Below are 23,312 nucleotides of genomic sequence, written 5' to 3'. Positions count from 1 at the left end.
CCATGACCTACCGCGTCTGCTTCGTGTGCACGGGCAACATCTGCCGCTCCCCGATGGCCGAGGCCGTCTTCCACGCGCGCGTGGCGGACGCAGGACTGGACGGCCTGATCGAGGTCGACAGCGCCGGCACCGGCGGCTGGCACGAGGGCGAGGGCGCCGACCCCCGCACGGTGGACGTCCTCACGGAGAACGGCTACACGCTCGACCACACGGCACGGCAGTTCCAGCCGTCCTGGTTCACCCGTCTCGACCTCGTCGTCGCCCTGGACGCCGGCCATCTGCGGGCGCTGCGCCGCCTCGCGCCCACGGAGCAGGACGCGGACAAGGTGCGGCTGCTGCGCTCCTACGACCCCGCCGCCGACCGCGGTGACCTCGACGTACCCGATCCCTACTACGGGGGCGTGGGCGGCTTCCAGGAGTGCCTTGAGATGGTGGAGGCGGCGAGCGGCGGACTGCTCGCCGCGGTACGCGAGCAGGTGAGAGGACGGGTGGCATGAGCGATTCCGTTGCCAGCGGCAGGGACGGTACGGGAGCGGAGGGGTCCCTTCCCGGCGCCGGCGAGGGCACCCGCGCCGTACGGGCCGGGCTGCCGGAGCCCGTCAAGCACGAACCGACGCTGCCCGGCCCCGTGTTCGCCGCCCACTTCCACCTGCCGGGGGAGCCGACGGGCCCGTACACCTACGGACGCGACGAGAACCCGACCTGGACCCACCTCGAGCGCGCCATCGGCGAACTGGAGGCACCAGGGCAGGACGACGTCGAGACACTCGTGTTCGCCTCGGGCATGGCCGCGATCTCCTCGGTGCTCTTCTCGCAGCTGCGCGCCGGGGACGCGGTCGTCCTGCCCGACGACGGCTACCAGGCGCTGCCGCTGGTTCGCGCCCAGCTGGAGGCGTACGGCATTGAGGTGCGCACCGCGCCGACCAGCGGGGACGCCCAGCTGGACGTCCTGGACGGGGCGAGGCTGCTGTGGATCGAGACGCCCTCCAACCCGGGGCTGGACGTCTGCGACGTCCGGCGGCTCGCGGAGGCGGCCCACGCACGCGGCGCCCTGGTCGCCGTCGACAACACGCTCGCCACGCCTCTCGGCCAGCGCCCGCTGGACCTCGGCGCCGACTTCTCGGCGGCCAGCGGCACCAAGCAGCTCACCGGGCACGGCGACGTCCTCCTGGGCTACGTGGCGGGTCGCGACCGCGAGGCGATGGCCGCCGTACGGCGTTGGCGCAAGATCGTCGGCGCGATCCCCGGGCCCATGGAGGCCTGGCTGGCGCACCGCTCGATCGCCACCCTCCAGCTGCGCGTGGACCGGCAGAACGCCACCGCGCTCAAGGTGGCCGAGGCGCTCGGCGCGCGGTCCGAGGTCACCGGCCTGCGCTACCCGGGGCTGCCCGACGACCCCTCGCACAAGATCGCCTCGCAGCAGATGCGGCGCTACGGGTGCGTGGTCTCCTTCACGCTGCCCACGCGCGCGCGTGCCGATCGTTTCCTCGACGCACTGCGGCTCGTGGAAGGCGCGACCAGCTTCGGTGGGGTACGGTCCACGGCCGAGCGGCGCGGACGCTGGGGCGGCGACGCGGTACCGGAGGGCTTCATCCGCCTCTCGGTCGGCGCCGAGGACCCCGAGGACCTGGTGGCGGACCTGCTGCGCGCGCTCGAGGAATCGGCGGACTGACCGAAACCGCGCAGCTCCTCGCCGGGCCGGCCGAAGACGCCGGGCGGTCCGAGCCTCCCCCCTCGTGGCTCGGACCGCCCTCCGGTTCTCGCGCGCGAAGAACCGCGCGACTCAGGCTAGTTGACTCTGTGTCAGTGTCCAATCACAGTAGCGACAGCGACCTATCGACATATTTATAGTTGAGCGCGGCCGGAGGGCCGGTGGAGAACAGAAGAGGGGACGGCTTCCGTGGATCTGGCCTTGCTGCGCACGTTCGTGACCGTGCACCGGGCCGGTTCCTTCACACGCGCGGCGGCCCTGCTCGGCCTCTCTCAGCCGGCCGTCACCTCCCAGATCCGCACGCTGGAGAGGCAGCTCGGACGCCCTCTGTTCCTGCGGCAGGCCCGCGGCGTGACTCCCACGACCATGGGCGACGAACTCGCCCACAAGGCCGCACCCCACCTCGACGCCCTGGTGGAGATAGCCGAGACCGGGCTCGACGACGACTCCTCCCTGCGGACCCTGCATCTGGCCGGTCCCCCGGAGTTCACCGCCGAGCGGGCGCTGCCCGCGCTCACGGAGCTCACCGGCGAGGACGGACAGGGCTTCGCCCTGCGCGCCTCGTTCGGGAACGCCGAGGAGGCCCTGGAGGGGCTGGCCGCCGGGCACCACGATCTGGCCATCGGTACGGCCCGGCCGCGCGGGGCGCTGCTCACGGCGACTCCGCTCTGCGACGAGGAGCACGTCCTGGTCGCCGCTCCCCACTGGACGGAGCGGGCGGGCCCCGGGCAGCTCCGCCGCACCGCCGCACCCGATCTGGAACACATCCCCGTGGTCGAGGTGCACGAGTCGCTGCCCTTCGTCGCCCGCTACTGGGCATCGGTCTTCGACGCCCGCCCGGCAGCCCCGGCCACGGTCGTCGCTCCCGACCTGCGTGCGGTGCTCGCCTGTACGGTCGCCGGCGCCGGACTCGCCGTACTGCCCCGCTACCTGTGCGCCGGAGCGCTGGAGCGCGGTGAGGCAGTCGCCCTGCACGACCCCGCGGTGCCACCTCTGCGGACGTATTTCCTGGTGGTGCGTACCGGCACGCTCGCGATGCCGCACATCGCCCGGGCCCATGAGTGGCTGCTGCGCGCGGCCGCCGACTGGAGCTGAGCCGTCGGACCGGAGCGGTTCACGCCCTCGATGTTTCACGTGGAACCAGCCGGGCCACATTTCTCCCATGACCGTCCGACCCGTGGTCAAGCGCACCGCCCGCGCCGTTCTCCTGGACGACGGCGCCCTGATTCTGATCAAGCGCACCAAGCCCGGCGTCGATCCCTACTGGGTCACTCCCGGGGGCGGGGTCGAGCCGGACGACACCACCGTCGTGGACGCCCTGCACCGCGAGGTGTACGAGGAACTGGGCGCCAAGATCATCGACGTGGTCCCGTGTTTTGTGGACACGGTGGAGCACATCGGCGAGGACGGTGGGGCGACCGGTGTGAAAGTGCAGCATTTCTTCGTCTGCCGCCTGGGGTCCATGGACCCGTCCCTGCGACACGGTCCCGAGGTCGACGAGCCCGCCGGTGAGTACGAGATCGTCCGAGTGCCCTTCACCAGGGTCGGGATCGCCTCCGTGCACCTCGTCCCGCTCTCGCTCCGGCACTATCTGGACGGCAACATCGAGGGCGTGCGCGCCATGCTCGCTCCCGACCTCGGCTGACCCCGGCCGTCGTACGGGATGGCCAAAAGCTCGCGTGTTCCATGGAAAGTGGTGGACGCCGACGGCTGCCGTCGGACAGCCTGACCTGCGTGTCGACACCTTCCCTCGCCTCGCTGCCGATCCGCCGTCTGACGCTCCGCGATCTCACCGCCTGCGCCGACCTGTCCGAGGACCGGGGGTGGCCCCGTGAGGAACACAAGTGGTCCTTCCTCCTCACAGCCGGGAACGCGTACGGCATCGACGATCCCGGCGGCGGCCTCGTCAGTGCCTGCACCGTCACCGAGTACGGGCCGCACGGACGCCCCTGTCTCGCCGCCATCGGCATGATGCTGGTCGCGGAGCGGCACGCCCGCCAGGGCGTCGGGCGCCGGCTGATGCGCCACGTCGTCAACGCGCTGGACACCACCCCACTGACGCTGCACGCCACCCCGTACGGCTGGCCCCTCTACGAGGAACTCGGTTTCAAGACCACCGGCCGGGCGGAGATGGTGCGTGGGCATTTCGCGCCCGACGGGAGCGAGCCCGCGGTCCTCACGCGCGCGGCCACGGCCGAGGATCTCGCCGCGATCCTCCGGCTCGACGAGGAGGTGTTCGGCGCCGACCGCACCCACATCATCACGCGGCTGCCCGCCTTCGCCGATCAGCTCCGGGTCGCCGAGGAGGGCGGACGGCTCATCGGATACGCCGCCGCCTGGCCCAACATGGACACTCACGTCGTGGGCCCGCTGATCGCCCGTGACACCGAGACGGCCAAGGCGCTGCTGGCCTCCCTCGGCGCCCGCACCGACCGCCCGCTGCGCACGGACATCGACGTACGGCACGAAGAGCTGCTGGCCTGGGTGAAGGAGCATGGTCTCTCCTCCCTCACCACCAACGCGGTCATGACGTACGGCATCACGGAGCTGCCCGGGGACTGGCAGCGGCGGTTCGCTCCCCTGACGGTGGCGGCGGGCTGACCCCGCTCCGTACGGCGAGGCCGGTCCCCGGTGACGTTCCGGGGACCGGCCTCGTGCGGCTGACGGCTGCCGTCAGGCAAGTCCCGCCACGGCGGCCGCGGCGAAGGCGTGGTCCTGCTCGGGCGCTCCGCCACCGACCCCGAGCGCGCCGATCAGCCGGCCGTCGCGGTGCACGGGCACGCCGCCCGCGATGAACAGCAGCGGCCGGTCGAGCGCGGTGGGCAGCGTGTGGAAGAGGCCCCCGGGCTGGACGGCGTCGACGAGATCGGCGGTGGGTGCGTCCAGCTGGAGCGCCGTGTATGCCTTGCGGGTGCTGGTCTCCCCGGAGATCAGCACGGCCCGGTCGTCGCGCCGGAAGGCCAGGAGGTGGCCGCCCGCGTCGAGGACGGTGACGCTGACGGTGACCCCCGCTTCCTCGGCGGCGCGGTGGGCGGCGGTGACGAGGGCTTCGGCGTCCTGGATGGTCAGCGGGGCGACAGCGGTGGTGGTCATGTGCGGTTCTCCTTGGTGGTGCCGGGTGGTACGTGCCCCGGTGGTGTCGAGGCGAGGCGGCCACGGGTGCGGGGACGGCCCTGGCCCCGCGGTCCGGCGGCCGGGATCGTTCAGCGGTGTACGGCGGCGGTCCGCTGTTCGGCGGGGACGGAGCCCGCGACAACGGCGCCGGGGGCGGACTCACGCCGCTCGATGGCGGCCGAGAGGAGGGCGAGGAGCAGGGCGGCTGCGGCGAGCGCGGCACCGACCCAGTTCGGGGCGGTGTAGCCGAAGCCGGCGGCGATGACGACGCCGCCGAGCCAGGCGGAGAGCGCGTTGCCGAGGTTGAAGGCGCCGATGTTCACCGCCGACGCCAGCGTCGGCGCGCCGTGCGCATGGTCCAGAACGCGCTTCTGCAGCGGCGGGACGGTGGCGAAGCCGAGGGCTCCGATCAGGAAGACGGTCACGGCCGACGCGGTCTTGTCGTGCGCGGTGAGCGTGAAGAGGGCGAGGACGACGGCCAGCGCGCCCAGGGAGACGTACAGCAGGGGCATCAGGGCGCGGTCGGCGAACTTGCCGCCCACGAGATTGCCTCCGACCATGCCGAGGCCGAAGAGGACCAGCAGCAAAGTGACCGAGCCGTCGGCGAAGCCCGCGACGTGGGTCATCATCGGCGCGATGTAGGTGATGGCCGCGAAGACGCCCCCGAAGCCGAGCACGGTCATGGCCATCGCGAGCAGGACCTGGACGTTCCTGAACGCGGCCAGTTCGTGCCGCAGGCGCACGCCTTCCGCCTTGGGCATGTCGGGGACCAGCTTGGCGACACCGGCCAGGCCGACGACGCCGAGAGCGGCGACGACCGCGAAGGTGACGCGCCAGCCGGCGGACTGTCCGATGAGCGTGCCCAGTGGCACGCCGACGACGTTGGCGACGGTCAGCCCGGTGAACATCATCGCGATCGCGCCGGCCCTCTTGTGCGGAGCGACCAGGTCGGCCGCGACGACCGAGCCGATGCCGAAGAAGGCTCCGTGGGCGAGGGAGGCGACGACACGACCGGCCAGCATGACGGAGAAGGCGGGGGCGAGGGCGGAGAGCAGGTTGCCGACGATGAACAGGCCCATCAGCAGCATCAGCATCCGCTTGCGCGGGACCTTGGTGCCCAGCACGGTCATCAGCGGGGCGCCGAACATCACGCCGAGCGCGTACCCGGTCACCAGGTAGCCGGCGGTGGGGATGGAGACCCCGTAGTCGTTCGCGACCTCGGGCAGCAAGCCCATGATCACGAACTCGGTGGTTCCGATACCGAAGGCCCCGATCGCGAGGGCCAGAAGCGCGAGAGGCATGGAGGGGACACCTTCCCAGAGGATTGCAGGAGCGCTTTACGAGCGCCCACAATAGTTGCAGACGCGGGTTACTTGCAAACGCTGGCAATCGCGCTACTGGTCTACCCTGGTCTCAGCCGCTCCGGGACGGAGGAAACACATGACAGCGACGGATCCCGCGCTCACCGCCCTCTCCCAGGGCTGGTGCGCCCTCTCCCTGCTGCACGGGAGGATCGAGGCCCACATCGAGCGCGCCCTGCAGGCCGGACACGACCTGAGTGTCCGTGAGTACTCCCTGCTCGAGGTGCTCAGCCGGCAGCACGACGGCGACGGCGGGCATCTGCAGATGAAGCAGGTCGCGGACGCCGTGGTCCTCAGCCAGAGCGCCACCACGCGCCTGGTCACCCGGCTCGAGGACCGCGGGCTGCTCGAGCGCTACCTGTGCCCCACCGACCGCCGCGGTATCTACACCAACGTCACCGCGGCCGGCCTGAAGCTGTTGGACGAGGCACGGCCCACCAATGACGCCGCCCTGCGCGAGGCTCTCGACGAAGCCGCCGGGAACCCCGACCTGGCTCCGCTGGTCCGCGTCGTCGAGACGCTCAAAACACCAGTGCCCGCCTGACCTTCCCTGCGTAGGGTGCGTCCATGGCAGGTCTTGAGATACGGCCCACCGCCGAGGACGACCTCCCCGCGATCGTCGCGATGCTCGCCGACGACCCCCTGGGCGCCCGACGCGAGTCGCCCGACGACCTGAGCCCGTACCTGGCCGCGTTCGAACGGCTCAGCGCCGACCCGAACCAGCACCTGGTCGTCGCCGTCCGCGACGGCCGGGTGGTCGGCACGCTGCAGCTGACGATCGTGCCCGGCCTGTCCCGGCGCGGCGCCACCCGGTCGATCATCGAAGGTGTGCGGGTCCACGCCGACGAGCGCGGCAGCGGCCTGGGCACTCAGCTCATCGAGTGGGCCGTCGACGAGTCCCGCCGGCAGGGATGCCAACTGGTGCAGCTCACCTCCGACAAAACCCGCACCGACGCGCACCGCTTCTACGAGCGTCTCGGTTTCTCGGCCTCGCACACGGGCTTCAAGCTCCAGCTCTGACGGGTTGGCTCTGTTTCACGTGAAACAAAGCCAACCGGCGAGACGTGCGAGTTGCCTAGCCGATCCCGCGCCACCCCTCCGGGTCCACCCCTCCCGGCACAGGCGCACCCTCGTCATACGGCTGGCGCGTGAACACGAACGACCCGAGGTCCAGGTGACTCAGGGTCCCGTCCGGCCGTCGCACGGCTCGCAGCGACTCCCCGGCGTAGTAACCCTCCAGCCCGGTCCACGTACCGTCACCGTTCGCCCGGAAGCGCGAGCGGCGGCCGGTGCCCGACAACGGCTCCAGCGAGACACCTTGGTCGGACGTCAGCCGCAGGGCGAAGGCATGCGTGCCCCAGTACCACTGGCCGGCCAGCTCCAGGACGGAAGCGTCGACGTCCGGAAGCGGGCGCCACGGTTCAGGAATCCTGGGCTCCGCCTCGGCGACGACACGCACGAGGTCGGCGCCGACTCCGGCCAGCAGCGGCCCGGACGTGCAGTTTGCCAGCACCACCGCGGCCACGTCGTCCTCCACACTGATCGTGAGGTTGGCCAGGAAGCCGGGGAGCGACCCGGAGTGCCCCACGAGCAGCCGTCCGTCCCGGTGCTGAATCTGCAGCCCCAGACCGTACGCCGACCCGTCCGCGACATCCGCGGCCTCCACTGGAGCCGCCGGTCCCCGCATCTCCCGCACGGACTCGTGACTCAGCACCCGGTCGTCCCCCTTCGCCAGGAAGACGGCGAACCGGGCCAGGTCCCCGGTGGTGGACCAGAGCTGACCGGCCGGGGCCATCCGCCCGAGATCCTCGGTGGGCTCCGCCAGCATCACGTCGGCCCATGGATGCACGGCCCAGCCGCCGGCGTACGGCGCCCGGGGATGCCCGGACGTCCGGTTCAGGCCCAGCGGCTCCAGCACCTCCTGCCGCAGCACCTCTTCCCACGAAGCACCGCGCACCTTCTCCACCAGAGCGCCGAGCACCGTGTATCCGGGGTTCGAGTAGTGGTGCCGACGGCCCACCGGGTGGAGAAGGGGGTGCTTGCCCAGCACATCGGCGAGTTCGGGCCGCAGCGACCCCGGCGTCCGCTCCCACCACGGCGCGGGCGACTCGGCGGCCAGACCGCCGGAGTGGGCCAGCAACTCGGCGATCGTGGCCTCTCCCGCCCCCGTACCCGGCAGATGCTTCTCCAGCGGATCGCCGAGGTCGAGCACGCCCTCGTCACGCAGCCGAAGCACGAGCACAGCGGTGAACGTCTTGGTGATCGAGCCGATCCGGTACTGCACGTGCTCGTCCGGTCCATGCCCGTCCACCGAAGTCCGCGCACCGTGCCAGACGGCCCGGCCGTCCCGGACGACCGCAGCGACGAGCGACGGCGCACGCCCCTCCGTCTGGGCCACGGCGATCCGGTGCAGCAGCGCCCGGCGGGTTGCGGGAAGCAGCTCTTCCTGAGATGTCGTCATGCCCCCAGTCCACCGGCCCGGGCCGCACACGTCGAGCCGATTTCCGCGCGCCGCGGGGGTCAGGTCTGTGCCATGTCCACGAAGCGTGAGTAGTGGCCCTGGAAGGCGACGGTGATCGTGGCCGTCGGACCGTTACGGTGCTTGGCCACGATCAGGTCGGCCTCGCCGGCGCGTGGCGACTCCTTCTCATAGGCGTCCTCCCGGTGCAGCAGGATGACCATGTCGGCGTCCTGCTCGATGGAACCGGACTCACGCAGGTCGGAGACCATCGGCTTCTTGTCGGTGCGCTGCTCGGGTCCACGGTTCAGCTGGGAGAGCGCGATGACTGGGACCTCCAGCTCCTTGGCCAGGAGCTTCAGGTTGCGGGACATGTCCGAGACCTCCTGCTGACGGCTCTCGGCCCGCTTGGACCCGCCTGACTGCATCAGCTGGAGGTAGTCGATGACGACCAGCTTGAGGTCGTTGCGCTGTTTGAGCCGGCGGCACTTGGCGCGGATCTCCATCATCGACAGGTTCGGGGAGTCGTCGATGTAGAGCGGGGCGGCCGAGACGTCCGGCATCCGGCGGGCCAGCCGGGTCCAGTCGTCGTCCGTCATGGTGCCGGAGCGCATGTGGTGGAGCGCGACGCGGGCCTCGGCGGACAGCAGACGCATCGCGATCTCGTTGCGCCCCATTTCGAGCGAGAAGATGACGCTCGGGAGGTTGTTATTGATCGACGCGGCCCGCGCGAAATCCAGCGCCAGTGTGGACTTGCCCATCGCGGGACGTGCGGCGATGACGATCATCTGACCCGGGTGCAGACCGTTGGTCAGGGAGTCGAAGTCCGTGAACCCCGTCGGCACACCGGTCATCTCGCCGCTGCGCGAGCCGATCGCCTCGATCTCGTCGAGCGCGCCCTCCATGATGTCGCCGAGTGGCAGATAGTCCTCGCTGGTGCGCTGCTCGGTGACGGCGTAGATCTCGGCCTGGGCGCGGTTGACGATCTCGTCGACGTCGTCGTCGGCCGCGTATCCCATCTGGGTGATCCGCGTACCGGCCTCCACCAGGCGGCGCAGCACGGCCCGCTCGTGCACGATCTCCGCGTAGTAGGCGGCGTTCGCGGCCGTCGGCACGGTCTGGACGAGGGTGTGCAGGTAGGAGGCGCCGCCGACCTTGTTGATCTCACCGCGCTTGGTGAGCTCGGCCGCGATCGTGATGGGGTCGGCCGGCTCCCCCTTGGCATAGACGTCGAGGATGGCCTGGTAGACCGTCTCGTGGGCCGGCTTGTAGAAGTCGTGGCCCTTGAGGATCTCCACGACGTCGGCGATGGCGTCCTTGGACAGGAGCATGCCACCCAGGACGGACTGCTCGGCGTCCAGGTCCTGCGGCGGCACCCGCTCGAACGACTGCCCGCCTCCGTCCCAGGCACCGCTGTCCGGACCGCGCTCGTGCTGTTCGTCGCGTCCGCGGCCGCTGTCACTGCGGCGGCGGGAAGCGGGCAGACGATCACTGGGACCGCTGTCGGCCCACGGGTCGTCCAAGGGCTCGGAAATGCTCACCGAGCCACCTCCTCCCGTCCGCCGAGCGGACCTCGCCGTGCCCTCATTTCTACGGCACGACACTGACAAATAAGACGCCCAACTCCGGTTCTGGCGCGTCGGTTTTGTGAGGGTTCACAAGCCGACGGACGGAGCAGGCGCCGGACAACCGTAGGCCTGTCGGCAGCGTCAGCCAATCTGGTTATCCACAGGCCATGTGGACGACGGGCCAGATGCTGTGGAGAACTCCCCGAAACCTGTGCACGAGCCGGTGGACAGCCCTGTGAACAAGCCCTCGCCTCTCCTGAGGAAACGCCGCTGATCTGCGCCTTTACCGTCCACGCCCTGTGCAGAAGAAAAACTTTCCCACTCAGACCAAGATCGCTTCGAACGCTTCCGGGAAGTACATGCCGCGAGACGAGAGGTAAGGGTCACAAAAGCTTTGCATCTCTTACCTGTGGACGATTAGATTGGTGCTCATGACACAGGCTTCCGAGCGCTCCCGGACCGTCCGGCGCCGGCACGACCGAGAGATCATCGCGCTGGCCGTTCCGGCCTTCGGCGCGCTCGTCGCCGAGCCCCTCTTCGTCATGGCCGACAGTGCGATCGTCGGCCATCTCGGCACCGCGCAACTCGCCGGACTCGGCATCGCCTCCGCCCTGCTGACGACGGCCGTCAGCGTCTTCGTGTTCCTCGCCTACGCCACGACGGCGGCAGTCTCCCGCCGCGTCGGCGCGGGCGATCTGCAATCCGCGATCCGCCAGGGCATGGACGGCATCTGGCTGGCACTCCTGCTCGGCGCCGCGGTCATCGCCGTCGTCCTGCCGACCGCACCCTCCCTCGTGGGACTCTTCGGCGCCTCCGACACCGCCGCCCCGTACGCCGTCACATATCTGCGGATCTCCGCTCTCGGCATCCCCGCCATGCTCGTCGTGCTGGCCGCGACCGGTGTCCTGCGAGGACTGCAGAACACCCGGACCCCGCTCTACGTGGCCGTGGCCGGCTTCGTCACCAACGCCGTCCTCAACGTCGTACTCGTCTACGGCGCCGGTCTCGGCATCGCCGGCTCCGCCTGGGGCACCGTCATCGCCCAGTGCGGCATGGCCACGGTGTACCTCTGGGTGGTGATCCGTGGAGCACACCGGCACGGCGCCTCCCTGCGTCCGGACATCACCGGGATCAAGGCCTCCGCCCAGGCAGGAGTCCCGCTGCTCGTTCGCACCCTCTCGCTGCGGGCCATCCTCATGATCGCCACAGCCGTGGCAGCTCGCCTCGGCGACGCCGACATCGCGGCCCACCAGATCATCCTGTCGCTGTGGAGCCTGCTCGCCTTCGCCCTCGACGCGATCGCCATCGCGGGACAGGCCATCATCGGGCGCTACCTGGGAGCCGGTGACAGCCAGGGTGCCCGCGATGCCTGCCGCAGGATGGTGGAGTGGGGTGTCGCGGTCGGAATCGTCCTGGGTCTGCTCGTGGTGCTGTCCCGCCCGGCGTTCCTGCCCCTCTTCACCGGGGACTCCGCGGTCAAGGACGCCGCCTTGCCCGCACTGGTGATCGTGGCTGTGTCGCAGCCGATCTGTGGAGTGGTCTACGTCCTGGACGGCGTCCTGATGGGTGCCGGAGACGGCCCTTACCTCGCCTGGGCCATGCTGCTCACCTTGGCGGTCTTCACTCCGGCGGCACTGCTGGTCCCGACGTTCGGCGGTGGACTCACCGCGCTGTGGGCGGCCATGACGCTGATGATGGCGATGCGCCTGGTGACGCTGTGGCTGCGTACGCGGTCGGGCCGCTGGGTCGTCACGGGCGCGACGCGCTGAGCTTTCCACGCGAGCGTCGTGTTTCACGTGAAACACGACGCTTCGAATGAAACAGGTCCGACGGAAGATGGGGCCGCACCCCCCGACCGGGAGATGCGGCCCCATCTCATCGCTTCAGCCAGAGCAAGGCTCAGGCAGCGACGACCTCGATGCTGACCTTGGCGTCAACCTCGGGGTGCAGACGCACGGACGTCTCGTGAGCGCCCAGGGTCTTGATCGGCGAGCCCAGCTCGATGCGGCGCTTGTCGACCTCGGGGCCGCCGGCGGCCTTGATCGCCGAAGCGACGTCGGCCGGCGTGACGGAACCGAAGAGACGACCGGCGTCGCCGGAGCGGACGGCCAGACGGACCTTCACGCCCTCGAGCTGGGCCTTCACCTGGTTGGCCTGCTCGATGGTCTGGATCTCGTGGATCTTGCGAGCACGACGGATCTGCTCGACGTCCTTCTCGCCACCCTTGGTCCAGCGGATCGCGAACTTCCGCGGGATCAGGTAGTTGCGAGCGTAACCGTCCTTGACGTCGACGACGTCGCCCGCGGCACCGAGGCCGGAGACCTCGTGGGTGAGGATGATCTTCATGAGTCGGTCACCCTTCCCTTATCGCGCGGTGGAGGTGTAGGGCAGCAGCGCCATCTCACGGCTGTTCTTCACGGCCGTGGCGACGTCACGCTGGTGCTGGGTGCAGTTGCCGGTCACGCGGCGGGCACGGATCTTGCCGCGGTCGGAAATGAACTTCCGCAGCATGTTCGTGTCCTTGTAGTCCACGTACGTGACCTTGTCCTTGCAGAACGCGCAGACCTTCTTCTTCGGCTTGCGCACAGGCGGCTTAGCCATGATGTTTCTCCTGTGTGATCAAGAAGTGTGGGTGGAGCCCGCCTAGAAGGGGGGCTCGTCCGAGTAGCCGCCACCGCCGCCGGAGCCGGAGCCGCCGCCCCAGCCGCCGCCACCCTGGCCGCCGCCCTGCTGGCCGCCGGCGGGAGCGCCGGTCGCCCAGGGGTCGTCGGCCGGAGCGCCGCCGCCCTGCTGGCCGCCGCCGGGGCCGCCGCCCCAGCCGCCGCCACCCTGGCCGCCACCGCCGCCGTAACCGCCCTGGCCACCGCGCCCCTGGCCCGAGGTCTTGGTGACCTTGGCCGTGGCGCTGCGCAGGCTGGCGCCGACCTCGTCGACGTCCAGCTCGTAGACCGTGCGCTTGACGCCCTCACGGTCCTCGTACGACCGCTGCTTCAGCCGGCCCTGCACGATGACGCGCATGCCTCGCTGGAGCGACTCGGCGACGTTCTCCGCCGCCTGACGCCAGACCGAGCAGGTCAGGAAGAGGCTTTCGCCGTCCTTCCACTCGTTCGTCTGGCGGTCGAAGGTGCGGGGGGTCGACGCGACACGGAACTTCGCGACGGCCGCACCGGACGGGGTGAAGCGCAGCTCGGGGTCGTCGACAAGATTGCCGACGACCGTGATGACGGTCTCGCCTGCCATGGGGGAACCTCTCGGCGGGTTTGCTCTGGCTGCTTGGTTGCTGCTACTCGGATCCCGGGATCAGCTGAGCCGGAAGGCTCAGTGCATCTCGGGACGGAGGACCTTGGTCCGGAGGACCGACTCGTTCAGGTTCATCTGGCGGTCGAGCTCCTTGACGACCGCAGGCTCGGCCTGCAGGTCGATGACCGAGTAGATGCCCTCGGGCTTCTTCTTGATCTCGTACGAGAGACGACGACGGCCCCAGGTGTCGACCTTCTCGACCTTTCCGCCGCCGTCACGGACGACAGAGAGGAAGTTCTCGATCAGCGGGGAGACAGAGCGCTCCTCGAGATCGGGGTCGAGGATGACCATCACCTCGTAGTGACGCATGTGGAACCCACCTCCTTTGGACTCAGCGGCCACGGTCGTTCCGTGGCAGGAGGGTTGCGATGCGTTGGCACCGGCATCAACGAGTAAACCAGGACCCACTGACAATCGGGCTTCGTCCGAGGAGACGCCCGGCCGTGGACGGCAGAAGACACCAGTGCAGAAGGTACAGAGTACCCGCCCACCGGCTTGCGGTTGAAATCCGGCGGTGAGGGGACACAATCGGTACTCAGCGGATGTGAGGGCCACGACACACTGCCTTCGGCAGGAGGTTCCCCATGGCACAGATCATGCGACCCGCCAAGCCCCGGACCGGCCTGCTGGCCACCGACGGCAAACCGCACCCCCTTCAGGACACCTTGCTGGCCGTGGGCCTCGTCCTAGCCGTGCTCGCCCTGGCCACCGCGTACTTCCGCGGGCTCCACGTCCTGACCTCCTGGGCAGGTCTGCTGGGCGTCCTGACCGCCGGATACGGCCAGCTCATCTCGGTGACGACGCGCGAGCGCTTCGGCCTGGTCCTGGCATTGGGAGGCTCCGCACTCGGTCTGTTCTTCGGCATCAGTCACGGTGGGTTCTTCGGCTGATCCCGGTCGCGTCCGGCCACCGGGGACCCCCTTGTACCCGTACGCCGGACGGGGCGCTCACAGGGCGCAGTAGGCTTCGCGCGAGAGCCGGAGCCCCTGTACCCATGGGGACACACCAGCCCGAGGAGCGCCCCGAATGACCCTGACCCTGAGGACCATCAGTCGCGAGCAGCATCTGGCCTACATCCAGAGCCTGCCGGCGGCGAGTCACATGCAGGTCCCGGCCTGGGCGGACGTGAAGGCGGAGTGGCGCTCCGAGAACCTCGGCTGGTTCGACGACCGGACCGGTCAGCTGGTCGGCGTGGGCCTGGTCCTCTACCGGCAGCTCCCCAAGATCAAGCGCTACCTCGCCTACCTCCCCGAGGGCCCGGTCATCAACTGGTACGCGCCGAACCTCCAGGACTGGATGGAGCCGATGCTGGCACACCTGAAGCAGCAGGGTGCCTTCTCGGTGAAGATGGGACCGCCGGTGATCATCCGGCGCTGGGACGCCGCTTCCATCAAGAAGGGAATCCAGGACCCCGACGTCAAGCGTCTGCGCGACATAGAGGCCGACCACATCGAGCCGCGCGCCTTCGAGGTGGCCGACAAGCTGCGCCGCATGGGCTGGCAGCAGGGCGAGGACGGCGGCGCCGGCTTCGGTGACGTGCAGCCCCGCTACGTCTTCCAGGTGCCGCTGGCCAACCGCTCTCTGGAAGAGGTCCACAAGAACTTCAACCAGCTGTGGCGCCGCAACATCAAGAAGGCCGAGAAGGCCGGCGTCGAGGTCGTCCAGGGCGGCTACCACGACCTGGAGGAGTGGCAGCGCCTGTACGAGATCACGGCCGTACGCGACCACTTCCGGCCGCGCCCGCTGTCGTACTTCCAGCGCATGTGGGCGGCCCTCAACAACGAGGACCCCAACCGCATGCGGCTGTACTTCGCCCGGCACAACGGGGTGAACCTGTCGGCGGCGACGATGCTGGTCGTGGGCGGTCACGTCTGGTACTCCTACGGCGCCTCCGACAACATCGGCCGCGAGGTCCGGCCCTCGAACGCCATGCAGTGGGCGATGCTCCGCGACGCCTATGCGCTGGGCGCCACCGTCTACGACCTGCGCGGCATCTCCGACTCCCTGGACGAGAGCGACCACCTCTTCGGTCTGATCCAGTTCAAGGTCGGCACGGGCGGGCAGGCGGCCGAGTACCTCGGCGAGTGGGACTTCCCGCTGAACAAGCTGCTCCACAAGGCGCTCGACATCTACATGTCGCGCCGCTGACCCCACCTCTCATCCCCACCCGCACCTCTGACAGCCACGAGAAAGGTTCCAGGTCCGGCCATGGCGCTCACCCTCTACGTCGACACCGCGCGCTGGCGGGCGCATCACAAGCACGTGCAGGAGCAGTTCCCCGGGCTGGTCCCGGTCTGCAAGGGCAATGGCTACGGCTTCGGGCACGAGCGGCTGGCGGAGGAGGCGACCAGGCTCGGCTCGGACGTGCTGGCCGTCGGCACCACGTACGAGGCCGCCCGGATCAAGGACTTCTTCGGCGGCGACCTGCTGGTGCTGACGCCGTACCGGCGTGGTGAGGAGCCGGTGCCGCTGCCCGACCGGGTCGTGCGCTCGGTGTCGTCCGTGGACGGCGTGTACGGCCTGGTGGGTGCGCGTGTGGTCATCGAGGTGATGTCCTCGATGAAGCGGCACGGCATCAGCGAGCAGGACCTGCCGCAGCTGCACGCCGCCATAGAGAACGTCCGGCTGGAGGGCTTCGCCATCCACCTGCCGCTGGACCGCACCGACGGCTCGGACGCCGTCGAGGAGGTCATCGGCTGGATGGACCGTCTGCGTGCGGCGCGCCTTCCGCTGCACACGATGTTCGTCAGTCACCTCAAGGCGGACGAGCTGGCCCGGCTCCAGCAGCAGTTCCCGCAGACCCGCTTCCGGGCCCGGATCGGCACCCGGCTGTGGCTGGGGGACCACGAGGCCACCGAGTACCGCGGTGCGGTCCTGGACGTCACTCGCGTCGCCAAGGGGGAGCGCTTCGGCTACCGGCAGCAGAGGGCGGCCTCCGACGGATTCCTGGTGGTCGTGGCGGGCGGTACGTCGCACGGCGTGGGTCTGGAGGCGCCGAAGGCGCTGCACGGCGTCATGCCGCGCGCCAAGGGCGTCGCCCGGGCCGGCCTCGCGACGGTCAACCGGAACCTCTCGCCGTTCGTCTGGGGCGGCAAGCAGCGCTGGTTCGCGGAGCCGCCGCACATGCAGGTCTCCATCCTGTTCGTGCCCTCGGACGCGCCGGAGCCCACGGTCGGCGACGAACTGGTGGCCCATCTGCGGCACACCACCACGCAGTTCGACCGCATTCTCGACCGCTAGCGAAAAGGCCGTACACGGGCCCTCCGTGTACGGCCTTCCCTGCGTTCGCTCAGGGCGAACCGCCCGTCTGCCGACTCACGCCCCACCGCACCTGCGGCCCCTCGAAGTGAGCGGCGTGCTGCCCGGTATGAGCCGCGGGGCCCAGGACGAATACGTCCTGCGCGCCGTCGAGCGCCCCGCCGGAGGGGTCGTCGTCGCCCATGCGCCGGACCGGGTCCCGTTCCGGCATCAGGATGTCGCGCACGACCATCGCGCACAGGAACAGCGTCCCCAGCAGGTGCGCGCCGATGGCCCAGTGATAGCCGTCCGTCGGAAGGCCCTTGTGGGCGTCGCCGCTGGTCGTGTAGGCGAGGTACATCCAGATGCCCAGGAAGTACACGACCTCGCACGCCTGCCAGATCAGGAAGTCACGCCACTTCGGCCGGGCCAGCGCGGCCAGCGGCACCAGCCAGAGCACGTACTGCGGTGAGTAGACCTTGTTGGTGAGGATGAACGCCGCGACGATCAGGAAGGCGAGCTGGGCGAACCGGGGGCGCCGGGGTGCCGTGAGGGTGAGCGCCGCGATGGCGCCGCAGCACAGCAGCATCAGGAGCGTGGCGAGGGTGTTGACGGTCTCGGTGCTGGGCGGGTTGTCGGAGTTGTGGGCCAGGATCAGCCAGAAGGAGCCGAAGTCGACACCCCGCTCCTGGCTGAACGTGTAGAACTTCGACCAGCCCTCGAAGGCGAAGAGCATCACCGGCAGGTTCACCACCAGCCAGGCGACCGCCGCGCCCCCCAGCGCCTTCCCGAACTCCCGCCATCTTCCGGCGCGCCAGCACAGAACCAGCAGCGGTCCGAGGATCAGGAAGGGGTAGAGCTTGGCAGCCGTGGCAAGACCCAGCAGGACACCGAAGGCCACCGGGCGCCTCTGCGACCACATCAGGAGGGCGGCGGACGTCAGGGCGACCGCCAGCAGGTCCCAGTTGATGGTGGCGGTCAGGGCGAAAGCGGGCGCGAGGGCGACCAGCAACCCGTCCCAGGGGCGCCGGGCGTGGGTGCGGGTCACGCAGACGGCGATGACGGCCGCGCACACCATGAGCATCCCGGCGTTGACCATCCAGTACCACTGCTCCTGGTGCTGGATGGAGCCGCTGCCGGGGGTGAGCCAGGACGCGACCTCCATGAACACGCCGGTCAGCACCGGGTACTCGAGGTACTCCATGTCGCCGGGGAGCTTGTCGAAGTACGGCACCAGGCCGTCGACGAACCCGCGTCCCTGGTACAGGTGCGGGATGTCCGAGTAGCACGCGTGCGTGTATTGGGAACTGGCACCGAAGAACCAGGCGCCGTTGTAGCAGGGTGCCTTCTGGACCAGGCCGAGGGCGAACATGCCGATCGCCACGAGAGCGATCACCCGGACAGGCGTCCACCAGGACGTCCCGACGAGGGCCCGCCGCCCGACGGGGCCGCCGATCAGCTCACTACCGGCCGCGGCGACCGCGTCCTCCCGGGTCGGCCGCACCGAATCCGGCTCGCGCACGCTCGCTGGCGTCGATTCTGCACTGGGCATGGGGCACATCCTGCCGTACGCCCCTGAGAAAGGGCCGGGGCCGCCGCACCCTCGTCGGTGCGGCGGCCCCTGTTTCACGTGAAACGTGCGAGTGTTTCACGTGAAACACCCATGCGGTGCGTTCTGCGGCTAACCGTTCGGTCCTGGGAAAAGGCCGCCACCGCCGTTCTGGTTGCCTCTGGTGTCGTCCTCTTCACCTGTCGGACTGGGTGACGTCGAGGGCGACGGGCTGCCGCCCGGGCCGCCTGAGTCATTGCCGGCGCTGTCGTTGCCCCCGTTGTTCCCGTCCTCGCAGTTCCACTCCCAGATGCCACAGGTGTCACCCGGCGAGGGGGAGGGGCTGGTGTCCTCGCTCTTGCTGGGCGACGAGGACGGCGACGGACTCGACTCTTCCTCCTCCTTCTCCGACTTGGAGGGCGACGGAGTCGGGCTCGGCGACGGGGCGTCGTTGACGACCTCACCGATGGGTTCCGGCTTCGGGAACTTCTCCGGCGTGGTGCCCTTCAGCGCGTCTTCCATGTAGTCCTGCCAGATCTGGGACGGGAACGACGCACCATGGATCTTCTTCTCGCCACCCGTTCCGTACATCTCCAGGAACTTCCGGTCCTTGATGGACTCGTCGTCCGGATAGCGGAACATGCTGATCGCGGTGGACAGTTGCGGCGTGTACCCGACGAACCAGGCGGACTTGTTGCCGTCCGTGGTACCGGTCTTCCCTGCCACCTCACGGCCGGACAGCTGGGCGTTGGTACCCGTTCCGTCCTCGACGACGGTCTTCAGGATGTCCGTGACGTTGTCCGCCACCAGGGATGTGAACGCCTGCTCGGTCTTGACCTTGTGCGTGAAGATCGTCTGACCCTCACGCGTCACCTTGGTCACGGAGTACGGCTCGCGCTGCTTACCGCTGGCCGCGAAGGTGGCGTACGCGTCCGCCATGCGGATGGCGCTCGGGCTGGATACACCGATGGAGAACGACGGATAGCCGGCGCCCGCCAGGCTGTCCTCGAGCAGACCCGAGTCGACGGCGGCCTCCTTCACCTTGTCCAGGCCGACGTCCATGCCCAGCTGCACGAAGGCGGAGTTCACCGACAGCCGCATCGACTCCCGGAGGTCGATCTGGTAGTTCGGCGGCTCACCGACCGATTCCTTGCCGTCGTTCTCCTGCAGCCACTGCTCGCCGTCCTCGTTCTTCCAGATCGTCCCGTCGTAGTTCTTGATCTTGAGGTCGTTCTTGCCGCTGTAGAGGCTCTTCGGGGAGACGATGGTGCGTTCGTCCTGGGCCTGGATCGGACCGAGCTCGGGGTCGCGCACGCCCCACTTCATCGCCGCCGCGAGCACGAAGGGCTTGAACGTCGACCCGACCTGGGCGCCGGTCACGTCGGCGTTGTTGGTGAAGTGCTTGGTCGCGTCCTGTCCGCCGTACACGGCCTTGATGGCACCCGTCTCGGGATCCACCGATGCCCCGCCGAACTGCACGTGCGTGTCCTTCTTGGGACGCTTCTCGGGGTCGATCTTCTCCTTGTAGACCTTCTGCACCGCGGTCTCGAGCTCCTCGACCATCTCCTTGTCGAAGGTCGTGTGGATCGAGTAGCCGCCCTTCTCCAGCTGGTCGCGGGTGGCGACGTTGTTCTTGATCAGGGTCGACTTGGCGAGATCGACCAGGTAGCCGATCTGGCCGCCCAGCTTGGCGTTCGACCGCGGGCTCTGCCAGTCGGGCAGCGTCTTGTACTTGGCACGCTCCGCCGCGTTCAGGTAGTCGTACTCGACCATCTTGTTGAGCGTGTCCTGCATCTGCTTGAGGGCGCGCTCCTGGTTGGCCTCAGGAGTGGCACCAGGGTCGATGGAGGTCGCACCCGCCGGGTCGTAGTACGTGGCGCCCTTGACCATGGCCGCGAGGAACGCGCACTCGCCCGGGTTGAGGTCGACCGCGTCCTTGTTGAAGTACGCCCGGGCGGCGGCCTGGATGCCGTAGGCGCCGCGTCCGTAGTAGGCGGAGTTCAGGTAGCCCTCGAGGATCTTGTCCTTCGGCTCCTCGGCGCCGACCTTGATGGAGACGAAGATTTCCTTGACCTTGCGGGAAAGCGTCTGGGACTGGTCGTTCAGCATCGCGTTCTTCACGTACTGCTGAGTGATGGTCGACCCGCCCTGCGTCTCCCCGCCGGTGGCCATGTTGAACACGGCCCGGGCGATGCCCTTCGGGTCGATGCCGCTGTCCGTGTAGAAGGTCTTGTTCTCCTGCGCGATGACCGCGTGCCGCATCTCCTCGGGGATCCGCGACAGATCGACGATCTGACGGTTGCGGTCACCGCCCGTCGCGACCATCTGGGTGCCGTCGGCCCAGTAGTAGACGTTGTTCTGGGCCTTCGCGATGTTGGCGACGTCGGGGACACCCACCATGGCGTACGCGATGCCCGCGGCGGCCACCAGGCTGCCGAAGAAACCGATGCACAGGCCGGACACGAGCTTCCACGAGGGCACCCACCGGCGCCACCCGTCCCGGTCACGGCGCGGATAGTCGATCATCCGCTTCTTGCCGGGCGGCGCCCCGCGGCCCCTACCGGGACCGGCGGGAGCAGCCCGCCGGCCGCCGCGACCGGGCTCGGCCGCTCTGCGGCGGCCGCCTCCGCTGCGCTGTGCCGCACGCCTGGCTTCGGCACGGCTCCCGTACGGACGCTCCTCGTCCTCATGGCCGTACGAGCCGGACGGAGACCCTGTGGCGCCCCGCGGTGCCGCGCGGCGGCCGGAGGACGAGCCGGACTGGCCGCGTCGGGCCGCGGCACGTCCGCCTCCCTGCGGCTGCGGCGGTTTGCGACGGTGCTCGCTCATCGAACGACTACTCCTCGGGCAGGCGCACCTTTGCGCGCCTGGAAAAGGCGGCTGGTTTCCGGTCCCCCCGAAGTACGGATGCGGTCCCTTCCGCATTCACCCGTACTGCACCAGGGACAGGGACGCCCACAGGCGTCACTCGGTTCCCGGTGGTCTGCATGGCGCACAGACTACGCACCGTCAAAACCCCCGAGCCGCGAAGTTCACCTCAAATCAGGCAACTTGCTCGCGATGAAACCCTGATGTGATCCCGTTCACCGATCCCCCTCTTGTCGCGCACGGAAGCTCGTTCTATCGTGCTGATGTATCGAGTCGATACATCAGCGCGGCATAAGGGCGAGAGGAGGCGACGATGAGCCGACGTTCCGGCATCCTCGAGTTCGCCGTACTCGGCCTGCTCCGCGAATCCCCGATGCACGGCTACGAGCTGCGCAAACGACTCAACACATCACTGGGTGTGTTCCGGGCGTTCAGCTACGGGACGCTCTACCCCTGCCTCAAGACGCTGGTCGCCAACGGCTGGTTGATCGAGGAACCGGGGAACGTCGGCGAGGCCGCCGCCTCCCTCACAGGACGCCGCGCCAAGATCGTCTACCGGTTGACGGCCGACGGCAAGGAACACTTCGAGCAGCTCCTCTCGCAGACGGGCCCGGACGCGTACGAGGACGAGACCTTCGCCGCTCGCTTCGCGTTCTTCGGGCAGACGTCGCGTGACGTGCGTATGCGCGTTCTCGAGGGCCGGCGCAGCCGGCTGGAGGAGCGCCTGGAGAAGATGAGCGCCTCCCTGGCCCGCACCCGGGAGCGACTCGACGACTACACGCTCGAGCTCCAGCGCCACGGAATGGAGTCCGTGGAGCGCGAGGTGCGCTGGCTGAACGAGCTCATCGAGAGCGAGCGGGCGGGGCGGGACCTGCGGGGTTCCGCGTCGGAGGGGACCGCTCAACAGGACACGACATCTGGAGCGACGGGCGGCCTGCCCCGGTCCGGGGACGACCCCCGGCCGGATACGCCCGGCGACACCGCCACGTGAGCGCCCAGTCAGGGCCTCACTCGTACACACAGGGAGCAACCGGAATGGGTTCGGTTCGCGTAGCCATCGTCGGCGTGGGCAACTGCGCCGCATCGCTGGTGCAGGGCGTCGAGTACTACAAGGACGCCGACCCGGCGTCCAAGGTCCCGGGCCTGATGCACGTCCAGTTCGGCGACTACCACGTCCGTGACGTCGAGTTCGTCGCCGCCTTCGACGTGGACGCCAAGAAGGTCGGCCTGGACCTGGCGGACGCCATCGGCGCCTCCGAGAACAACACCATCAAGATCTGCGACGTGCCGAACAGCGGCGTCCAGGTCCAGCGCGGCCACACCCTCGACGGTCTCGGCAAGTACTACCGCGAGACCATCGAGGAGTCCGCCGAGGAGCCGGCCGACATCGTCCAGGTCCTCAAGGACAAGCAGGTCGACGTCCTCGTCTGCTACCTGCCCGTCGGCTCCGAGGACGCGGCGAAGTACTACGCCCAGTGCGCCATCGACGCCAAGGTCGCCTTCGTCAACGCCCTCCCGGTCTTCATCGCCGGCACCAAGGAGTGGGCGGACAAGTTCACCGAGGCGGGCGTCCCGATCGTCGGTGACGACATCAAGTCGCAGGTCGGCGCCACCATCACGCACCGCGTCATGGCGAAGCTGTTCGAGGACCGGGGCGTCGTCCTGGACCGCACGATGCAGCTGAACGTCGGCGGCAACATGGACTTCAAGAACATGCTCGAGCGCGACCGCCTCGAGTCGAAGAAGATCTCCAAGACGCAGGCCGTCACCTCGCAGATCCCCGACCGGGACATGGGCGAGAAGAACGTCCACATCGGCCCGTCCGACTACGTCGCGTGGCTCGACGACCGCAAGTGGGCGTACGTCCGCCTCGAGGGCCGCGCCTTCGGCGACGTCCCGCTGAACCTGGAGTACAAGCTCGAGGTCTGGGACTCCCCGAACTCCGCGGGTGTCATCATCGACGCCCTGCGCGCCGCGAAGATCGCCAAGGACCGCGGCATCGGCGGCCCGATCCTGTCGGCGTCGAGCTACTTCATGAAGTCCCCGCCGGTCCAGTACTTCGACGACGAGGCCCGCGCCAACGTCGAGAAGTTCATCGCCGGCGAGGTCGAGCGCTGACGAGCGCCGGCTCCGGCACGTCGGAGGT

Annotated in this window: 23 protein-coding genes; 13 read left to right on the top strand and 10 right to left on the bottom strand. The window is 69.2% G+C overall.

Features of this window, described 5'->3' with window-relative positions; genetic code table 11:
* Positions 1–2: 2 nt before the first annotated feature.
* The 5 genes from KUM03_RS11990 to KUM03_RS11970 all read left to right on the top strand — a co-directional run bounded on the left by KUM03_RS11990 (position 3) and on the right by KUM03_RS11970 (position 4,312).
* Positions 3–497 carry a low molecular weight protein-tyrosine-phosphatase gene (locus KUM03_RS11990; RefSeq protein WP_217247019.1) on the top strand — a complete coding sequence of 165 codons (495 nt, stop codon included), beginning with the start codon at positions 3–5 and terminating at the stop codon, positions 495–497.
* Positions 494–1,672, top strand: a complete 1,179-nt coding sequence (locus KUM03_RS11985; protein ID WP_217247018.1) for a cystathionine gamma-lyase — start codon at positions 494–496, stop codon at positions 1,670–1,672. The genes KUM03_RS11990 and KUM03_RS11985 overlap by 4 nt, the downstream gene beginning before the upstream one ends.
* Before the next feature lie 228 nt (positions 1,673–1,900).
* Positions 1,901–2,806 (top strand): LysR family transcriptional regulator, encoded by a 906-nt coding sequence (locus KUM03_RS11980; RefSeq protein ID WP_217247017.1) that lies wholly within the window; start codon positions 1,901–1,903, stop codon positions 2,804–2,806.
* A gap of 67 nt (positions 2,807–2,873) precedes the next feature.
* Positions 2,874–3,356: an NUDIX domain-containing protein gene (locus KUM03_RS11975; protein ID WP_217247016.1), complete on the top strand. Its 483-nt coding sequence runs from the start codon at positions 2,874–2,876 to the stop codon at positions 3,354–3,356.
* 89 nt (positions 3,357–3,445) lie between these two features.
* Entirely contained in the window at positions 3,446–4,312 is an 867-nt protein-coding gene (locus KUM03_RS11970; RefSeq protein ID WP_217247015.1) for a GNAT family N-acetyltransferase, read from the top strand.
* A gap of 72 nt (positions 4,313–4,384) precedes the next feature.
* On the opposite strand, the gene KUM03_RS11965 is transcribed toward KUM03_RS11970, so the two are convergent.
* Together KUM03_RS11965 and KUM03_RS11960 are read right to left on the bottom strand one after the other, a co-directional pair.
* Entirely contained in the window at positions 4,385–4,804 is a 420-nt protein-coding gene (locus tag KUM03_RS11965) for a heme-binding protein (RefSeq protein ID WP_217247014.1), read from the bottom strand.
* 110 nt (positions 4,805–4,914) lie between these two features.
* Positions 4,915–6,126, bottom strand: a complete 1,212-nt coding sequence (locus tag KUM03_RS11960; RefSeq protein WP_217247013.1) for an MFS transporter — start codon at positions 6,124–6,126, stop codon at positions 4,915–4,917.
* Positions 6,127–6,265: 139 nt separating this feature from the next.
* Here KUM03_RS11960 and KUM03_RS11955 point away from each other — a divergent pair, with 139 nt between their 5' ends.
* Together KUM03_RS11955 and KUM03_RS11950 are read left to right on the top strand one after the other, a co-directional pair.
* Entirely contained in the window at positions 6,266–6,730 is a 465-nt protein-coding gene (locus KUM03_RS11955; protein ID WP_073726051.1) for a MarR family winged helix-turn-helix transcriptional regulator, read from the top strand.
* A gap of 23 nt (positions 6,731–6,753) precedes the next feature.
* On the top strand, positions 6,754–7,206 hold the full coding sequence (locus KUM03_RS11950; RefSeq protein ID WP_217247012.1) for a GNAT family N-acetyltransferase: 453 nt from the start codon (positions 6,754–6,756) through the stop codon (positions 7,204–7,206).
* Between the two features lie 55 nt (positions 7,207–7,261).
* On the opposite strand, the gene KUM03_RS11945 is transcribed toward KUM03_RS11950, so the two are convergent.
* Together KUM03_RS11945 and dnaB are read right to left on the bottom strand one after the other, a co-directional pair.
* Positions 7,262–8,647, bottom strand: coding sequence for a serine hydrolase (locus KUM03_RS11945; protein WP_217247011.1), 1,386 nt, complete (start codon positions 8,645–8,647; stop codon positions 7,262–7,264).
* A 59-nt stretch (positions 8,648–8,706) separates the two neighbouring features.
* The gene (gene dnaB, locus KUM03_RS11940; RefSeq protein WP_217247010.1) at positions 8,707–10,185 is read right to left on the bottom strand and encodes a replicative DNA helicase; all 1,479 of its coding nucleotides are present in this window, start codon (positions 10,183–10,185) and stop codon (positions 8,707–8,709) included.
* 458 nt (positions 10,186–10,643) lie between these two features.
* Between dnaB and KUM03_RS11935 the strand changes: the two genes are divergently transcribed.
* Positions 10,644–11,981: an MATE family efflux transporter gene (locus KUM03_RS11935; protein ID WP_217247009.1), complete on the top strand. Its 1,338-nt coding sequence runs from the start codon at positions 10,644–10,646 to the stop codon at positions 11,979–11,981.
* Positions 11,982–12,111: 130 nt separating this feature from the next.
* Here the strand turns inward: KUM03_RS11935 and rplI are convergent, their stop codons facing one another.
* From rplI to rpsF, 4 genes are all read right to left on the bottom strand, one after another.
* Entirely contained in the window at positions 12,112–12,558 is a 447-nt protein-coding gene (rplI, locus tag KUM03_RS11930; protein WP_003975023.1) for a 50S ribosomal protein L9, read from the bottom strand.
* Positions 12,559–12,576: 18 nt separating this feature from the next.
* Positions 12,577–12,813 carry a 30S ribosomal protein S18 gene (rpsR, locus tag KUM03_RS11925; protein ID WP_003949403.1) on the bottom strand — a complete coding sequence of 79 codons (237 nt, stop codon included), beginning with the start codon at positions 12,811–12,813 and terminating at the stop codon, positions 12,577–12,579.
* Between the two features lie 42 nt (positions 12,814–12,855).
* Entirely contained in the window at positions 12,856–13,452 is a 597-nt protein-coding gene (locus KUM03_RS11920; RefSeq protein ID WP_217247008.1) for a single-stranded DNA-binding protein, read from the bottom strand.
* Between the two features lie 78 nt (positions 13,453–13,530).
* Positions 13,531–13,821, bottom strand: coding sequence for a 30S ribosomal protein S6 (rpsF, locus tag KUM03_RS11915; protein ID WP_003975025.1), 291 nt, complete (start codon positions 13,819–13,821; stop codon positions 13,531–13,533).
* Between the two features lie 275 nt (positions 13,822–14,096).
* Here rpsF and KUM03_RS11910 point away from each other — a divergent pair, with 275 nt between their 5' ends.
* The 3 genes from KUM03_RS11910 (at position 14,097) to KUM03_RS11900 (ending at position 16,752) form a co-directional block, all read left to right on the top strand.
* Entirely contained in the window at positions 14,097–14,402 is a 306-nt protein-coding gene (locus KUM03_RS11910; RefSeq protein WP_073726065.1) for a hypothetical protein, read from the top strand.
* Positions 14,403–14,538: 136 nt separating this feature from the next.
* A complete protein-coding gene (femX, locus tag KUM03_RS11905; RefSeq protein ID WP_217247007.1) occupies positions 14,539–15,660 on the top strand; it encodes a peptidoglycan bridge formation glycyltransferase FemX in 1,122 nt (373 codons plus the stop codon).
* 60 nt (positions 15,661–15,720) lie between these two features.
* Entirely contained in the window at positions 15,721–16,752 is a 1,032-nt protein-coding gene (locus KUM03_RS11900) for an alanine racemase (RefSeq protein ID WP_073726069.1), read from the top strand.
* 49 nt (positions 16,753–16,801) lie between these two features.
* Here the strand turns inward: KUM03_RS11900 and KUM03_RS11895 are convergent, their stop codons facing one another.
* Both KUM03_RS11895 and KUM03_RS11890 read right to left on the bottom strand, forming a co-directional pair.
* Positions 16,802–18,310 (bottom strand): glycosyltransferase family 87 protein, encoded by a 1,509-nt coding sequence (locus KUM03_RS11895; protein WP_217247006.1) that lies wholly within the window; start codon positions 18,308–18,310, stop codon positions 16,802–16,804.
* Positions 18,311–18,430: 120 nt separating this feature from the next.
* A complete protein-coding gene (locus KUM03_RS11890) occupies positions 18,431–20,824 on the bottom strand; it encodes a transglycosylase domain-containing protein (protein WP_254399219.1) in 2,394 nt (797 codons plus the stop codon).
* Between the two features lie 655 nt (positions 20,825–21,479).
* Between KUM03_RS11890 and KUM03_RS11885 the strand changes: the two genes are divergently transcribed.
* Positions 21,480–22,157, top strand: coding sequence for a PadR family transcriptional regulator (locus tag KUM03_RS11885; protein WP_217247004.1), 678 nt, complete (start codon positions 21,480–21,482; stop codon positions 22,155–22,157).
* 44 nt (positions 22,158–22,201) lie between these two features.
* Entirely contained in the window at positions 22,202–23,284 is a 1,083-nt protein-coding gene (locus KUM03_RS11880; protein ID WP_217247003.1) for an inositol-3-phosphate synthase, read from the top strand.
* The last annotated feature ends 28 nt before the right edge of the window (positions 23,285–23,312 follow it).

Source organism: Streptomyces sp. AC602_WCS936 (assembly GCF_019049125.1).
Classification (GTDB): domain Bacteria; phylum Actinomycetota; class Actinomycetes; order Streptomycetales; family Streptomycetaceae; genus Streptomyces.
This window is presented reverse-complemented; position numbering and strand designations above follow the sequence as displayed.

Coding starts and splice junctions, on each gene's coding strand:
- KUM03_RS11990 (WP_217247019.1), top strand. CDS start 3: ATGACCTACCGCGTCTGCTTCGTGTGCACGGGCAACATCTGCCGCTCC.
- KUM03_RS11985 (WP_217247018.1), top strand. CDS start 494: ATGAGCGATTCCGTTGCCAGCGGCAGGGACGGTACGGGAGCGGAGGGG.
- KUM03_RS11975 (WP_217247016.1), top strand. CDS start 2,874: ATGACCGTCCGACCCGTGGTCAAGCGCACCGCCCGCGCCGTTCTCCTG.
- KUM03_RS11965 (WP_217247014.1), bottom strand. CDS start 4,804: ATGACCACCACCGCTGTCGCCCCGCTGACCATCCAGGACGCCGAAGCC.
- KUM03_RS11960 (WP_217247013.1), bottom strand. CDS start 6,126: ATGCCTCTCGCGCTTCTGGCCCTCGCGATCGGGGCCTTCGGTATCGGA.
- KUM03_RS11955 (WP_073726051.1), top strand. CDS start 6,266: ATGACAGCGACGGATCCCGCGCTCACCGCCCTCTCCCAGGGCTGGTGC.
- KUM03_RS11950 (WP_217247012.1), top strand. CDS start 6,754: ATGGCAGGTCTTGAGATACGGCCCACCGCCGAGGACGACCTCCCCGCG.
- KUM03_RS11945 (WP_217247011.1), bottom strand. CDS start 8,647: ATGACGACATCTCAGGAAGAGCTGCTTCCCGCAACCCGCCGGGCGCTG.
- KUM03_RS11935 (WP_217247009.1), top strand. CDS start 10,644: ATGACACAGGCTTCCGAGCGCTCCCGGACCGTCCGGCGCCGGCACGAC.
- rplI (WP_003975023.1), bottom strand. CDS start 12,558: ATGAAGATCATCCTCACCCACGAGGTCTCCGGCCTCGGTGCCGCGGGC.
- rpsR (WP_003949403.1), bottom strand. CDS start 12,813: ATGGCTAAGCCGCCTGTGCGCAAGCCGAAGAAGAAGGTCTGCGCGTTC.
- KUM03_RS11920 (WP_217247008.1), bottom strand. CDS start 13,452: ATGGCAGGCGAGACCGTCATCACGGTCGTCGGCAATCTTGTCGACGAC.
- rpsF (WP_003975025.1), bottom strand. CDS start 13,821: ATGCGTCACTACGAGGTGATGGTCATCCTCGACCCCGATCTCGAGGAG.
- KUM03_RS11910 (WP_073726065.1), top strand. CDS start 14,097: ATGGCACAGATCATGCGACCCGCCAAGCCCCGGACCGGCCTGCTGGCC.
- femX (WP_217247007.1), top strand. CDS start 14,539: ATGACCCTGACCCTGAGGACCATCAGTCGCGAGCAGCATCTGGCCTAC.
- KUM03_RS11900 (WP_073726069.1), top strand. CDS start 15,721: ATGGCGCTCACCCTCTACGTCGACACCGCGCGCTGGCGGGCGCATCAC.
- KUM03_RS11895 (WP_217247006.1), bottom strand. CDS start 18,310: ATGTGCCCCATGCCCAGTGCAGAATCGACGCCAGCGAGCGTGCGCGAG.
- KUM03_RS11890 (WP_254399219.1), bottom strand. CDS start 20,824: ATGATCGACTATCCGCGCCGTGACCGGGACGGGTGGCGCCGGTGGGTG.
- KUM03_RS11885 (WP_217247004.1), top strand. CDS start 21,480: ATGAGCCGACGTTCCGGCATCCTCGAGTTCGCCGTACTCGGCCTGCTC.
- KUM03_RS11880 (WP_217247003.1), top strand. CDS start 22,202: ATGGGTTCGGTTCGCGTAGCCATCGTCGGCGTGGGCAACTGCGCCGCA.